13 protein-coding genes are annotated in these 13107 nt (G+C 69.2%); 8 read left to right on the top strand and 5 right to left on the bottom strand.

Going from position 1 to position 13107, the window contains the following annotated elements; translation table 11 throughout:
* Nucleotides 1-2: 2 nt before the first annotated feature.
* Both BO996_RS02025 and BO996_RS02030 read right to left on the bottom strand, forming a co-directional pair.
* The gene (locus BO996_RS02025) at nt 3-1169 is read right to left on the bottom strand and encodes an acyl-CoA dehydrogenase family protein (RefSeq protein ID WP_012202137.1); all 1167 of its coding nucleotides are present in this window, start codon (nt 1167-1169) and stop codon (nt 3-5) included.
* A 30-nt stretch (nt 1170-1199) separates the two neighbouring features.
* Nucleotides 1200-2105, bottom strand: coding sequence for an FAS1-like dehydratase domain-containing protein (locus BO996_RS02030; RefSeq protein WP_071953880.1), 906 nt, complete (start codon nt 2103-2105; stop codon nt 1200-1202).
* A 207-nt stretch (nt 2106-2312) separates the two neighbouring features.
* On the opposite strand from BO996_RS02030, the gene BO996_RS02035 reads away from it, so the two are divergent.
* The 7 genes from BO996_RS02035 (at nt 2313) to BO996_RS02065 (ending at nt 8598) form a co-directional block, all read left to right on the top strand.
* Nucleotides 2313-3230, top strand: a complete 918-nt coding sequence (locus tag BO996_RS02035) for an SDR family NAD(P)-dependent oxidoreductase (protein WP_016450244.1) — start codon at nt 2313-2315, stop codon at nt 3228-3230.
* A gap of 171 nt (nt 3231-3401) precedes the next feature.
* The gene (locus tag BO996_RS02040) at nt 3402-4295 is read left to right on the top strand and encodes a MaoC family dehydratase (protein ID WP_071957005.1); all 894 of its coding nucleotides are present in this window, start codon (nt 3402-3404) and stop codon (nt 4293-4295) included.
* Nucleotides 4296-4492: 197 nt separating this feature from the next.
* Nucleotides 4493-5302 carry an enoyl-CoA hydratase/isomerase family protein gene (locus BO996_RS02045; RefSeq protein WP_071953881.1) on the top strand — a complete coding sequence of 270 codons (810 nt, stop codon included), beginning with the start codon at nt 4493-4495 and terminating at the stop codon, nt 5300-5302.
* Nucleotides 5299-6600 carry an acetyl-CoA hydrolase/transferase family protein gene (locus BO996_RS02050; protein ID WP_013800085.1) on the top strand — a complete coding sequence of 434 codons (1302 nt, stop codon included), beginning with the start codon at nt 5299-5301 and terminating at the stop codon, nt 6598-6600. The genes BO996_RS02045 and BO996_RS02050 overlap by 4 nt, the downstream gene beginning before the upstream one ends.
* Nucleotides 6601-6635: 35 nt before the next feature.
* Nucleotides 6636-7844 carry an acetyl-CoA C-acetyltransferase gene (locus tag BO996_RS02055; protein WP_071953882.1) on the top strand — a complete coding sequence of 403 codons (1209 nt, stop codon included), beginning with the start codon at nt 6636-6638 and terminating at the stop codon, nt 7842-7844.
* 92 nt (nt 7845-7936) lie between these two features.
* Entirely contained in the window at nt 7937-8227 is a 291-nt protein-coding gene (locus BO996_RS02060) for a type II toxin-antitoxin system ParD family antitoxin (RefSeq protein WP_071953883.1), read from the top strand.
* On the top strand, nt 8227-8598 hold the full coding sequence (locus BO996_RS02065) for a type II toxin-antitoxin system RelE/ParE family toxin (RefSeq protein ID WP_071953884.1): 372 nt from the start codon (nt 8227-8229) through the stop codon (nt 8596-8598). Before BO996_RS02060 ends, BO996_RS02065 begins: the two co-directional genes overlap by 1 nt.
* 19 nt (nt 8599-8617) lie before the next feature.
* Here BO996_RS02065 and BO996_RS02070 read toward each other — a convergent pair whose 3' ends face one another.
* From BO996_RS02070 to BO996_RS02080, 3 genes are read right to left on the bottom strand one after another with little or no spacing between them, the layout of a single operon-like run.
* Nucleotides 8618-9625 carry a Bug family tripartite tricarboxylate transporter substrate binding protein gene (locus BO996_RS02070; protein WP_034397674.1) on the bottom strand — a complete coding sequence of 336 codons (1008 nt, stop codon included), beginning with the start codon at nt 9623-9625 and terminating at the stop codon, nt 8618-8620.
* Nucleotides 9622-10641 (bottom strand): NADPH:quinone oxidoreductase family protein, encoded by a 1020-nt coding sequence (locus BO996_RS02075; protein WP_071957006.1) that lies wholly within the window; start codon nt 10639-10641, stop codon nt 9622-9624. Before BO996_RS02075 ends, BO996_RS02070 begins: the two co-directional genes overlap by 4 nt.
* A gap of 56 nt (nt 10642-10697) precedes the next feature.
* Nucleotides 10698-11921 carry a CaiB/BaiF CoA transferase family protein gene (locus BO996_RS02080; protein WP_198041263.1) on the bottom strand — a complete coding sequence of 408 codons (1224 nt, stop codon included), beginning with the start codon at nt 11919-11921 and terminating at the stop codon, nt 10698-10700.
* A gap of 99 nt (nt 11922-12020) precedes the next feature.
* Here BO996_RS02080 and BO996_RS02085 point away from each other — a divergent pair, with 99 nt between their 5' ends.
* Nucleotides 12021-13016: a LysR family transcriptional regulator gene (locus tag BO996_RS02085; protein WP_082848247.1), complete on the top strand. Its 996-nt coding sequence runs from the start codon at nt 12021-12023 to the stop codon at nt 13014-13016.
* Nucleotides 13017-13107 lie beyond the last annotated feature (91 nt).

Here is a 13107-nt window from a genome sequence, read left to right on the forward strand (position 1 = left end):
CTTCAGAAAGAACGCGGGAGACCGAGGATGTGCTCGGCCACGTAGGAGTAAATGAGATTGGTCGAGATCGGCGCCACCTGGTACAGGCGCGTCTCGCGGAACTTGCGCTCCACGTCGTATTCGCAGGCAAAGCCGAAGCCGCCGTGGAACTGGATGCAGGCATTGGCCGCCTCCCAGCTGGCCTTGGCCGCCAGGTACTTGGCCATGTTGGCCTGGGCGCCCATGGCCTGGTTGGCGTCGAACATCTCGCAGGCCTTCCAGCGCATGAGGTTGGCGGCCTCGACCTCGATGAAGGCATCGGCAATGGGGAACTGCACGCCCTGGTTCTGGCCGATGGGGCGGCCGAACACGTTGCGGTCGCGCACGTAGTTGGTCACGCGGTCCAGGAACCAGTAGCCGTCGCCAATGCATTCGGCCGCAATCAGCGTGCGCTCGGCATTGAGGCCGTCGAGGATGTACTTGAAGCCCTTGCCTTCCTCGCCGATCAGGTTCTCCTCGGGGATTTCCAGGTTCTCGAAGAACAGCTCGTTGGTCTCGTGGTTGACCATGTTGGGGATGGGGCGCACGGTCAGGCCGCTCTTTTGCGCCTCGGCCAGGTCCACCATGAAGATGGACATGCCCTCGCTCTTTTTCTTCACCTCGGCCAGCGGCGTGGTGCGCGCCAGCAGGATCATCCAGTCGCTGTGCTGCACGCGGCTGATCCAGACCTTCTGGCCGTTGACCACGTAGCGGCCATCCTTCTTGACGGCGCTGGTCTTGATCTTGGTGGTGTCCGTGCCCGTGGTGGGCTCGGTCACGCCCATGGACTGCAGGCGCCATTCGCCCGAGGCGATGCGCGGCAGGTATTTCTCCTTTTGCGCCTGCGAGCCGTGGCGCAGCAGCGTGCCCATGTTGTACATCTGGCCGTGGCAGGCGCCCGAGTTGCCGCCGCAGCGGTTGATCTCTTCCATGATCACGCTGGCCTCGGTCAGACCCAGGCCCGAGCCGCCGTACTCCTGCGGGATCAGCGCGGCCAGCCAGCCGGCCTTGGTCAGCGCGTCCACGAAGGTCTCGGGATAGGCGCGCTGCTCGTCGATCTTGCGGAAATACTCGTCGGGGAACTCGGCGCACAGCGCACGGATGGCGTCGCGGATTTCGGGGAAATTGTTGGAAAGCGTGTGTTCGATCATGGTGGTCTCAAGGCTCGGTGTTCAGGGGTCTCAGGCCAGGGTGGCTTTTCCGGTCATGGTCAGCCAGCCCTCGTGGTCTTGCGCCCAGAGTTCGACGGTCTTGCCGTCCGCAGAAGGCTTGCCGTGCACGCTGAAGGCATGCAGGTCGAAGGTGGGGCGCACGGCCTTGAACTCGAAGGACAGCACGTGCGCCTGGGGCAGCTCGCGGCGCAGCAGGTCCAGCAGCAGGGTGGCGATCAGCGGGCCGTGCACGATCAGGCCCGGATAGCCTTCGACACCCGTCACATAGCGGCGGTCGTAGTGGATGCGGTGGCCGTTGAAGGTCAGGGCCGAGTAGCGGAACAGCAGCACGTCGTCGGGAACGATGGTGCGCGACCAGGTTTGCTGGCCGTCCAGCGGCGGCTTCTGCGGCGTGGGCGCGGGATCGCCGGGCTGGGCAGCGGCGCGGTAGACGATGTCGTGCTCCTCGGTCAGCGCCAGGCCCTGGTCGTTGCTATAGGCATGCTCGACCAGCACGAACAGCAGCTCGCCCGAGCGGCCGCTCTTGTGGCTGACCGAGCCGATGGTGGAGCGGCGCTGCACCTTCTGGCCCACCTGCAGCGCGTTGCCTGCCTCCCAGAGCAGGCGCCCGCCGGCCCACATGCGGCGCGGCAGCGGCACGGGCGGCAGAAAGCCGCCACGGCGCGGGTGGCCGTCGGGGCCGAGCTCGCTTTGGCGTGCATGGGGCAGGAAGTACATCCAGTGCCACAGCGGCGGCAGCGCCGTGCCGTCGGCGGGCTCAGGGTCTTCCCGGTCCAGCGTGGCCGACAGCGCGGCCACGGGCGCGGCCGTGATGCTGTCTGCCAGGGTTTCGCTGCGGCCCTGCCAGGACTGAAGATGCGCCAGCGCGGCGGCGTCGAGGGTGTCGGTAGCTTGCTTGTCTGTCATGGCCGCCATGGTCGGTGCAAGCGCGGCGGCCCGCAATCCGCGTTTTCTTAAGCAAGCCTTTGGCCGCGCTGAAGGCTGGGCCGGCGCGGCCTGTCCGCCGCTGCTTTCATTCCTGCGAAGTCCGCCCTTGTGATTGGCGAATGGCGCGGTGCGGCGTTTGCCGGCATCCTTGGTCCCGACTTCTTTCCAACGAACACTGAACGGGGACGACAGGCCATGGCGCAGAAAATGATGCAGGACAAGGTAGTGGTGGTGACGGGTGCCGGCGGCGGCATCGGGCGCGACATGGCGCTGGCCATGGCGGCCGAGGGCGCCAAGGTGGTGGTCAACGACATCGGCACCTCCACCACGGGCGAGGGCACGGACGCCGGCCCGGCGCAGAAGGTGGTCGATGAGATCAAGGCCGCAGGCGGCCAGGCCGTGGCCAACACCGACAGCGTGGCCGAGGCCGCCAGCGCGGGCCGCATCGTGCAGTGCGCCGTGGACAGCTTCGGCCGCATCGACGGCGTGGTCAACAACGCCGGCATCCTGCGCGACCGGTTCTTCCACAAGATGAGCCTGGACGAGTGGGACGCTGTCATCAAGGTCCACCTGTACGGCAGCTACTACATGAGCCGCGCGGCCGCCAACCATTTCAAGGAGCAGGAAAGCGGCGCCTTCGTACACATGACCTCGACCTCGGGCCTGATCGGCAACCTGGGCCAGGCCAACTACAGCGCCGCCAAGCTGGGGCTGACGGCCCTGTCCAAGTCCATCGCGCTGGACATGCAGAAGTTCAACGTGCGCTCCAACTGCATCGCGCCGTTCGCCTGGAGCCGCATGATCGGCTCCATCCCCACCGACACGCCCGAGCAGCAGGCGCGCGTGGCCAAGATCCAGCAGATGACGCCCAACAAGATCGCCCCGCTGGCTGTCTACCTGCTGTCCGACGCGGCCAGCGACGTGAACGCCCAGGTCTTTGCCGTGCGCAACAACGAGATCTTCGTCATGAGCCAGCCGCGCCCGCTGCGCTCGGTGCACCGCAGCGAGGGCTGGTCGCCCCAGTTCATTGCCGAGCACGGCATGCCTGCGCTCAAGGCATCGTTCGTCCCCCTGGACCGCTCGGCAGATGTCTTCAGCTGGGACCCTGTCTAGAAGAGCACCCCCTGAGCGGCTGCGCCGCTTCCCCCTCTCTCGCTTCGCGGGAGGGGGACGGCGCCCTCGCCGCGAGGCGGCTCTTGCTCGGCGCCCCTGGGTTGGGGTGCGCCGGCTTTGAAGGCTGTTGGTATTGCGCCAGCGCAATCAATTACCGAGATGACCCGTTCCATGACCATTCGCTACGACCACCTGAAACAGCGCCCCTTCGAGCCCGTGCGCCAGCACTATGGCGAACGCGACACCATGCTCTATGCGTTGAGCCTGGGCCTGGGCAGCGATCCGCTGTCGGATGCGGCCCTGCCCTTTTTCTACGAAGGGGCGCCCGGCGGGCTGCGCGCCCTGCCTTCGCAGGCCGTGGTGCTGGGCTACCCGGGCTTCTGGGCGCGCGAGGCCGATACGGGCATCGATTGGGTGAAGCTGCTGCATGGCGAGCAGCGCATGCGGCTGCACCGCCCGCTGCCGGCCAGCGCCGACGTGGTGGGCCACAACCGCATCACGCATCTGACGGACAAGGGTGAGGGCAAGGGCGCCATCATGGTCACCGAGCGGCGCCTGGAGACCGCCGGGGGCGAGCTGCTGGCCACCGTGCAGCAGGTCAGCTTTCTGCGCGGCGATGGCGGCTACAGCCTGCTGGACGGCGGCCAGCCCAGCGACGCGCCCCTGGCGCCGCTGCGCCCCACGCCGGAGGACCGCGCGCCCGACTTCACCGACACCCAGGCCATACGCCCCGAGGCCGCGCTGCTGTACCGCCTGATGGGCGACTACAACCCGCTGCATGCCGACCCGGCCGTGGCGCGCAAGGCCGGCTTCGAGCGGCCCATCCTGCATGGCCTGGCCAGCTACGGCCTGATGGCCCATGCCGTGCTGCGCCAGTGCGGCGACCGCAATCCCGCGCGCCTGAAGGCGCTGGATGTGCGCTTCACCGCGCCCGTCTATCCCGGCGAAACCCTGGTCACCGAGATCTGGCGCACGCCCGACCAGCCCTGCCAGCTGCAACTGCGCGCCCGCGTGCTGGAGCGCGACAAGATCGTGCTCAGCCACGGCTACGCCGAACTCGCTTGAATGGATCACCCCCTGAGTCGCTGTGCGCCTTCCCCCTCTCTCGCTTCGCGGGAGGGGGACGACACCCTCGCTGCGGGGCGGCCCTTGCTCGGTGTCCCTGGCTTGGGACATGCCGATTTGGACGCCTCGTCAAAGGTGCGCATAGGAGCAAGCAAGACATTCCAGCTTTTGATCTCAAAGAATCCAATCTCGGCACCATGACTACATCACCTGAAACCTCCCCCGTATTGACCTCCGTCCAGGACGGCATAGGCACGATCACGCTGAACCGGCCCGAGGCCCGCAACGCGCTCAACCAGGCCATGCGCCCGGCCCTGGCCGCCGCCGTGGCGCAGATGCGCGATGACGCGCAGGTGCACACCGTCATCCTCACGGGCGCGGGCGGCGCCTTCTGCTCGGGCGGCGATATCAGCCAGATGATGGATGCCAGCCAGGCCGGCCTGCCCTGGCGCCAGCGCATGCGCAGCCTGCACCAGTGGTTCCCCGAGCTGGTCAACCTCGAAAAGCCCGTGATCGCCGCCGTGGACGGCCCGGCCTTCGGCGCGGGCCTGAGCCTGGCGCTGGCCGCCGACTTCGTGCTGTGCACGCAGCGCGCGAAGTTCTGTGCCGTGTTCGGCCGCATCGGCCTGGTGCCCGACCTGGGCGCCATGCACATGCTGCCGCGCATCGTGGGCCTGCAAAAGGCCAAGGAGCTGGTCTTCACCGCGCGCACCGTGCAGGCCGAGGAAGCCAGGTCGCTGGGCATGGTCTACGAGATCGTGGAAGACGGCGAGGCCCTGCAGGCCGCCGCCGTGGCGCTGGCGCGGCGCTTCGGCGAGGCATCCACAGCCGCCATCGGCATGGCCAAGACGGCCATGAACCAGGCCTTCGAGCTGGACGCACGCGCCATGGCCGAGCTGGAAGCCTATGCCCAGACGATGTGCCGTGGCTCGGACTACCACCAGGAGGCGGTGCAGCGCTTCAAGGACAAGCAGCCCACGCGCTTCGACTGGGACCGCGCGCCATGAGCGTGCTGTCGCCGGACGCCCTGCAAGAAAGGCTGCAGGCCCTGATCCGCCCCGGCGACACCCTGTGGTGGGGCCAGGCCACGGCCGAGCCGCTGACGCTCACGCGCGCCGTGGTCGCGCAGCGCCATGCACTGGCCCGGCACGGTGGCCAGGGCCGGCTGCGCGTCTTCGTGGGCATGGGCGCATCGGACACGCTGCAACCGGCGCATGCCGACGCCATCGACTTCTTCGGCTACGCGGCCGGCGGCCCCCACCGCGCGCTGGCCCAGGCGGGCGTGCTGGACATCCTGCCCAGCCACTACTCCCACCTGCCCGGCCTGATCGACGAGGGCCTGCTGCCTGCCGACGTGGTGCTGCTCCAGGTCTCGCCACCCGATGCACAAGGCCGCTACAGCCTGGGCCTGGTCCATGAATACCTGCCGGCCGCCATACGCAAGGCACGCGTGCTGATCGGCGAGGTCAACCCCGCCATTCCGTGGACGCACGGCAGCCTGCACCTGCAGGCCGGCGACTTCGCCCTGCTGGTCGATGCCGAACACCCTCCGCTGGACCAGGCGCGCAGCGCGCCCGGCCCTGCCGAGCAGGCCATTGCCGGCCATGTGGCCGCCCTCATCGAAGACGGTGCCACGCTGCAGGTGGGCGTGGGCAACCTGCCTGAGGCCGTGCTCGCCGCGCTGCACGGCCACCGCGACCTGGGCCTGCACAGCGGCGCCGTGGGCGACGGCATTGCAGCCCTGGCCGAAGCCGGCGTGCTGACCCACGCGCGCAAGAGCCAGGACCGCGGCGTGGGCATCGGCGGCATCCTCATGGGCGGCGAATCGCTCAGGCGCTGGGCCCACCGCAACCCCGCCCTGCAACTGCGCGAGACGCGCTACACGCACGACCCCGAGGTGCTGGCCGCCAGCCACCGGCTGGCCGCCATCAATTCGGCGGTGGAAGTGGACCTCACGGGCCAGATCAATTCCGAAGTGGCGGGCGGTGTCTACGTGGGCGCCGTGGGGGGCGCCGTGGACTTTCTGCGCGGCGCGGCACGCAGCCGCGGCGGCCTGCCCATCATCGCCCTGCCCGCCACGGCCAGGGGTGCCACGCGCATCGTTGCGCGGCTGTCCGGCCCCGTCAGCACGCCGCGCAGCGATGCCGGCCTCATCGTCACCGAACACGGCGTGGCCGACCTGCGCGGCCAGACGCTGTCGCGCCGCGTGAAACGGCTGATCGACATCGCGGCACCGGAGCACCGCGCCGACCTGGAACAACAGGCACATACCCTGCTGCGCCAATGCGGCGCAGCCTTTTCCTGATCCACTGATCCACTGATTCCCAAGGAGACAACGCCATGCGCAGAGCCGCCATCGTCACCCCCCTTCGCACGCCCGTGGGCACCTTCGGCGGCAGCCTGCGGCCGGTATCGGTCGAGGAGCTGGCCGCCACCACGGTGCGCGCCGTGGTCGAGAAAAGCGGCATCGACCCCGCACGCATCGACGACGTGGTCTTCGCCCAGTCCTACGCCAGCAGCGAGACGCCCTGCGTGGGCCGCTGGGCCGCGCTGCAGGCCGGCCTGCCGGTGACGGTGCCGGGCATGCAGCTGGACCGGCGCTGCGGCGGCGGCCTGCAGGCCGTGGCCACGGCGGCCATGATGGTGCAAAGCGGCGCCGCCGACGTGGTGATCGCAGGCGGCGTGGAAAGCATGAGCAACATCGAGTACTACAGCACCGACATGCGCTGGGGTGCGCGCTCGGGCAATGTGCGCTTCTACGACCGGCTGGACCGCGGCCGCGAGCGCTCCCAGCCCGTGGAGCGCTTCGGAAAGATCTCGGGAATGATCGAGACCGCCGAGAACCTGGCGCGCGACTACGGCATCAGCCGCGAGGCAGCCGACGCCTATGCCGTGCGCAGCCACCAGCGCGCCGCCGCTGCCTGGGAGGCGGGCCGCTTCGCCGACGAGATCGTCCCCGTCAAGGTGCCCCAGCGCAAGGGCGACCCCGTGCTGTTCACGCGCGACGAAGGCTTTCGCGCCGACGCCACCACCGACAGCATGGGCAAGCTGCGCGTGCTCATGCCCAATGGAACGGTCACGGCCGGCAATGCCAGCCAGCAGAATGACGCCAGCGCCGCCTGCCTGATCGTGGCCGAGGACCGGCTGGCCGAACTGGGCCTCACCCCCATGGCCACCCTGGTGGGCTGGGCCGCCGCAGGCTGCGAGCCCTCGCACATGGGCATAGGCCCCGTGCCCGCCGTCAAGAAGCTGCTGGCGCGCCTGAACCTCACGCTTGACCAGATGGACCTGGTCGAACTCAACGAAGCCTTTGCCTGCCAGGTGCTGTCCGTGCTCAAGGGCTGGGAGTGGAACGACCAGGACGCCATAGACCACAAGCTCAACGTCAACGGCTCCGGCATCTCCCTGGGCCACCCCATCGGCGCCACCGGCGTGCGCATCCTGGCCACCCTGCTGCACGAGCTGGAGCGCCGCAAGGGCCGCTATGGGCTGGAGACCATGTGCATAGGCGGCGGCCAGGGGATTGCGGCGGTGTTCGAGCGGGTGTGAGGTCGGGGGAGTATCCGCTGGATGCTCAAGAATTGGCATACTATGCCAATCCTTCTAGACTGAAGCCCTATTCACCGCAGGAGCAGACGACCATGCCGACACGCAATGTGGTGCTCAGCGACCACCAGCACGAACTTGTCGAAGAACTGGTGCAGTCAGGCCGCTATCAGAACGCCAGCGAGGTGCTGCGTGAAGGCCTTCGCTTGGTCGAGCAGCGAGAATCCCTCGAAGCTGCAAAGCTCAAGGCCCTTCAGGAGGCGGCGCGGCAAGGCTGGACCGATATCGCCGCTGGCCGCTACATCGATGTGTCGGACAACCAACTCGACAGCTTCATCGCAAGCCTGGGACAGGAAGCTTCCAGCCGCACCCAGACGAAGGCCTGATGGCGCAATACCGCCTTTCCACGGCAGCGCAAGCAGACCTTGTCGACATCCTCGCTTGGTCTCAACAGCGCTTTGGCGTGCCAGCCCGCATGCGCTATCAAGCCCTGATTGCGACTGCATTGCGCGATCTTGCTGCCCAGCCCTGCCGAGCGGGCAGCATGGAGCGGCCCGAGTTGGGAGACGGCGTGCGCTCATGGCATTTGCGTCTGAGCCGTGACCGGGCACGCACAGCCACCGGCATCGTGCGCCACCCCAGGCATTTCCTGATCTACCGAATGCATGGCGAACAACTGGTCATCGGCCGCGTGCTGCACGATGCCATGGAGCTGGAGCGGCACTTGGCCTCCGACTCGCCATGGGACGAGGATTGAAGCCAGTCACGCTCCCGCCTCAATCCGCCCGCGCTCCCGAAGCCTTCACGATCTCTTCCCACTTGCGGGCTTCGGCCTGGATGTAGCGCGCGAACTCGGCGGGCGTGGAGCCCACGGGCTCGGCGCCCAGGCGGCGGTATTGCGCGGCGATCTGGGGTTCGGCAAGCACGCGGCGGGACTCGGTCCACAGTTTCTGCACCACGTCCTGGGGCGTGTTCTTCGGCGCCCACAGTCCGTACCAGGTGCTGGTGCGAAAGCCGGGCATGCCGGCCTCTTCCATGGTGGGCACATCGGGCAGGGAGGGTGAGCGACTGGCCGAGGTGACGGCCAGCGCACGCAGCCGGCCCGAGGCGATGAAGGGCATGGCCGAGGGCATGGAGTCGAACATGAGCTGGATCTGCCCGCCCATCAGGTCGGTCAGGGCCGGCGAGCTGCCCTTGTAGGGCACATGCTGCATCTGCGCGCCGGTCTTCAGGCGGAACAGCTCGCCCGACAGGTGCTGTGACGACGCATTGCCGGCAGAGCCGAAGTTCACCTGCCCGGGATGGGCCTTGGCCCAGGCGATCAGCTCCTGCACATTGCGCACCGGAAGCTGGCTGCCCACGACCAGCACCAGCGGCACATCGACCAGCTGCGTGACCGGCTCGAAATCGCGGAAGGCGTCATAGGGCGCGCTGGCATAGACGTAAGGGTTGATGACGTGGATGGAGGCGTTGACCAGCAGCGTATAGCCATCGGCCGGCGCCTTGGCCACCAGCGCCGCGCCGACCATGCCGCTGGCGCCGGCCTTGTTGTCCACGACCAGGGGCTGGCCCAGCGCCTCGCCCAGCCGCGTGGTGACCACGCGCCCGACCACGTCGGTAGGCCCGCCCGGTGGATAGGGCACGACGACGCGGATGGGCGCCTTGGGATAGCCCTGGGCCCCGGCGGATGGCTGCGCGCCTGCCGTTCTCCATGCGGCCAGCGCCGCAGCGGCGCCCAGCAGGGTGCGGCGGGAAAGCGCGGGGCCTGTGCGTTGCGTTGTCATACCTTGTCTCCTTGAATGGCGAGTGCGAGCTTGCCGGTCACGTTGCGGCCGTGCAGCGCATCCAGCGCAGCCGGCAGTTCATGCATGGCGAAGACCTGGCTGACCTGGGGATGGATGCATCCCCGGGCAGCCCAGTCGAGCAGCTTGGCAATGACGGGCTGCAGCTGCGCCGCGAAGGCCTGGCGTTCGTCGGCCGGCGTCCAGCCGATGTAGCGGCCGTAGAAGAAGCCGTGCAGCGTGAGGTTCTTGACCAGGGCCAGGTTCATGGGCACGGCAGGGATGGTGCCGCTGGCAAAGCCCACGCTCAGCAGCTGCGCGTTCTGCGCGGCCGCGCGCAGCGCCTGCAGCAGCAGATCGCCGCCCACGGGGTCGAAGACGACGGAGGCGCCCCGGCCCTGCGTGGCCTGCTTGACCTGGGCGGCCAGGTCCTGCGGGGTGACTGCCTGGTGCGCGCCACGGCGCAGCGCATCGGCGCGCTTGGCCTCGGTGCTGGCGCAGGCGATGACCTGCACGCCGGGCGTCTGCCGGGCCACCTCCACCGCCGCGGCGCCCACGCCCGAACCGGCGCCCAGCACCAGCACCACATCGCCTTCCTGCAGGCGCGCGCGCCAGTGCAGGGCCGTGTAGGCCGTGCCGTAGGACAGGGGAATGGGCAGGGCCTGCAGCCAGGGCATGCCCGCAGGCAGGCGGTAGACGGTGGACGCATGCACCACCGTTTCCTGCGCAAAGGCACCCCAGTCGGCAATGAAGGCCACGGCATCGCCGGGCTGCAGGTGCTGCACCGCGCTGCCGCATTCCAGCACGCGCCCCACGCCTTCGGTGCCGGGCACGAAGGGCAGCGGCGGGCGCCGCTGGTAGCGGCCCTCGATCAGCAGGCCCGTGGCGTGGCTGACGTTGGCGTAGGCCACGGCAATCCGCGCCTGGTGCGCGCCCAGGGGCTGGCCGGGCCGGTCCATGGACTGCAGGCTGACCACCTCGTGCGGCGCGCCGAATTGATGGCAGACCAGGGCCTGCATGGAGGTGTCCGGGGAGGTGTCCGGAGAGGTGGGTGTGAACGTGGATGTGGAAGCGCTCATGCCATGACCTCCTGCGCGCACTGGTGCACCACGCCACTGGCCATCCATTGCTCCATCTCCTGCGGCGTGCAGCCGGCCTCGGCCAGGATCTGGCGCGTGTGCTCGCCCGTGCGCGGCGCGGCGCCAAGGGATGCACCGCAGGCTGCTGCGTCTGCCGACCAGGGCGACGCCGCATACAGCAGCGACCCGAACCCGGGCTGCGCCAGCGTGGCGAACGAGGCGCGGTGCACGGCCTGGGGATGCGCCACCACATCGGCCAGCGTGCGCACGCCCGCATGCAGGGCGCCCTGCGCCGCCAGGCGCTGCTCCCAGTGGGCGCGCGGCTGCTGCGCCAGCAAGGCCTGCAGCCCGGCATGCAGCACATGGCGGTGGGCCATGCGGCCCGCATTGGTCGCAAAGCGCGCGTCCTGCAGCCAGTGCGGCAGGTCCAGCGCGCGGCACAGCCGCTCGAACTGGTCGTTGTTCAGGGCCAGCACGGTGATGAAGCCATCGGCCGTGGCGAACACGCCGTTGGGAGCGCTCACCCCTTCGGCAGGCAGGCCGCCGCGCAGCGTGTCTTCGGCCAGCACCGTGGATTGCAGGGCGCAGCAGACCTCGAACAGATTGAGCTCCACATGGCGACCGCGCCCGCTGCGCGCCTTGCCCAGCAGGGCCGCCGTGCAGGCCTGTGCCGCGTAGACACCGGCCGCGATGTCGGCCAGCAGCAGGCCCACGCGCTGGGGCTGGCCCTGCGCGTCGCGGTTGCTGGTCATCAAGCCCGTGTCGGCCTGCATGACGGAGTCGGTGGCGGGCCGGTCCGCATACGGCCCCGTGGGTCCGTAGCCGCTGATGGAGACGTACACCGGGTCCAGGCCGGCCGCGCGCAGGCTGTCGTAGTCCACGCCCATGCGCTGCACGACCTGGGGGCGGAAGTTCTGCACCACGATGTCGGCCTCGCGCGCCAGCCGCAGCAGCAGCGCGCGCCCCTGGGCCTGGCGCGCATCGACGGCAATGCTGCGCTTGCCCGCGTTGTAGGTGGCCGACAGGCTGCTGTGCCCGTTGCGCGAGATGCCCACGTGGCGCGCCCAGTCGCCTTCGGGCGGATCGACCTTGATCACCTCGGCGCCCTGGCGCGACAGCAGGTGGGTGCAGTAGGGGCCGGCCACGCCCTGGCTCAGATCGAGCACACGGTAGTGCGCCAGGGGCGCCGGCGGCGCGGTTTGCAAAGCTTCTTGGTTCACGGTCAGCGGCCTTTCGCCATGGTTTCCTCCATGCTAGGGAGGCAGGGCAGGCGCCACAATCCTCGCCAGCAGGCCAGGCCTGGTGACTCCCGATCAACAATGGCCGGCCCCGGCCCTGCAAAGAATGCCGAGATGGACCTGAACCTGTGCCGCGTCTTCATCGACATCGCCGAGGCCAAGAGCCTCACGCGGGCGGCCGAGCGCGGCGGCATGACGCGCTCCAACGTCTCGCGCCGGCTGCGTGCGCTGGAGACCGAGATGGGCACGCAGCTGCTGCGCCGCACCACGCGCAATGTGGAGCTCACCCAGGCCGGCCAGCTGCTGTACCGGCGCTGCCTGGCCATGATGGAGGAGCTGCAGCGTGCCCGCGATGCCATCCACCAGTTGCGCTCCACCGTGAGCGGCGAGGTGGGCGTGCGCGTGCCCACCGGCTTCGGGCATTTCTATCTCAAGCCGCTGATCCTGGGCTTTTGCCGCGAGCATCCCGACATCCGCCTGCGCCTGCTGATCAACGACCAGATGGCCGACCTCGTGGCCTCCAAGGTCGATCTGGCCGTGCAGATCACCTCCGCGCCGCTGGACGATCTGGTGGCCACGCGGCTGTGCGATGTGCGCTGGAACTTCGTGGCCACGCCCGCCTGCCTGCAGGCGCTGGAGCAGTCGCTGGGCCGGCCCCTGCGCGCGCCTGCCGACCTGCTGCAGGCCCGCCTCATCCTGCCGCTGGCCATGGGCGGCAGGCTGGCCTGGCTGGCCGGCAGCGGCGACGATGGCGTCGCCGCTGCCCTCGATGTGCTGCCCTCGCTGCAATCGGGCGACTACCGCCTGCTGTACGACGCCGTGCTGGACGGCCTGGGCCTGGCCCTGCTGCCCGACTACGTGACCTCGGCCGCGCTGGCCGGCGGCACGCTGGTGGCCGTGCTGGACCAGGTGGTGTTCTCCGGCCTGGGCAATGCCATGTACCTGGTGCGCATGCCCGACCGCCAGCCCACCATGGCGGCCCGCGCCTTCCAGCAGTTCCTGCGCGAGGCCATCGTCACCGCCGCGCCCAGCTGGCAGGCGGGCGCCGAAGAGGCGGGCGCGGACCTGTCTTCCTAGGACGTCCTAACAGCCGGCAAACCCCGGCTTAGGCAAAAGCAGATTCCCAAGAAGCGCCGGCGTGCGCACCATTGCCTGCATGTCCGGCGCA

Origin of the sequence: Delftia sp. HK171 (assembly GCF_001886655.1) — a bacterium.
Classification (GTDB): Bacteria; Pseudomonadota; Gammaproteobacteria; order Burkholderiales; family Burkholderiaceae_C; genus Comamonas; species Comamonas acidovorans.

Coding starts and splice junctions, on each gene's coding strand:
- BO996_RS02025 (WP_012202137.1), bottom strand. CDS start 1,169: ATGATCGAACACACGCTTTCCAACAATTTCCCCGAAATCCGCGACGCC.
- BO996_RS02030 (WP_071953880.1), bottom strand. CDS start 2,105: ATGGCGGCCATGACAGACAAGCAAGCTACCGACACCCTCGACGCCGCC.
- BO996_RS02035 (WP_016450244.1), top strand. CDS start 2,313: ATGGCGCAGAAAATGATGCAGGACAAGGTAGTGGTGGTGACGGGTGCC.
- BO996_RS02040 (WP_071957005.1), top strand. CDS start 3,402: ATGACCATTCGCTACGACCACCTGAAACAGCGCCCCTTCGAGCCCGTG.
- BO996_RS02045 (WP_071953881.1), top strand. CDS start 4,493: ATGACTACATCACCTGAAACCTCCCCCGTATTGACCTCCGTCCAGGAC.
- BO996_RS02050 (WP_013800085.1), top strand. CDS start 5,299: ATGAGCGTGCTGTCGCCGGACGCCCTGCAAGAAAGGCTGCAGGCCCTG.
- BO996_RS02055 (WP_071953882.1), top strand. CDS start 6,636: ATGCGCAGAGCCGCCATCGTCACCCCCCTTCGCACGCCCGTGGGCACC.
- BO996_RS02060 (WP_071953883.1), top strand. CDS start 7,937: ATGCCGACACGCAATGTGGTGCTCAGCGACCACCAGCACGAACTTGTC.
- BO996_RS02065 (WP_071953884.1), top strand. CDS start 8,227: ATGGCGCAATACCGCCTTTCCACGGCAGCGCAAGCAGACCTTGTCGAC.
- BO996_RS02070 (WP_034397674.1), bottom strand. CDS start 9,625: ATGACAACGCAACGCACAGGCCCCGCGCTTTCCCGCCGCACCCTGCTG.
- BO996_RS02075 (WP_071957006.1), bottom strand. CDS start 10,641: ATGCAGGCCCTGGTCTGCCATCAATTCGGCGCGCCGCACGAGGTGGTC.
- BO996_RS02085 (WP_082848247.1), top strand. CDS start 12,021: ATGGCCGGCCCCGGCCCTGCAAAGAATGCCGAGATGGACCTGAACCTG.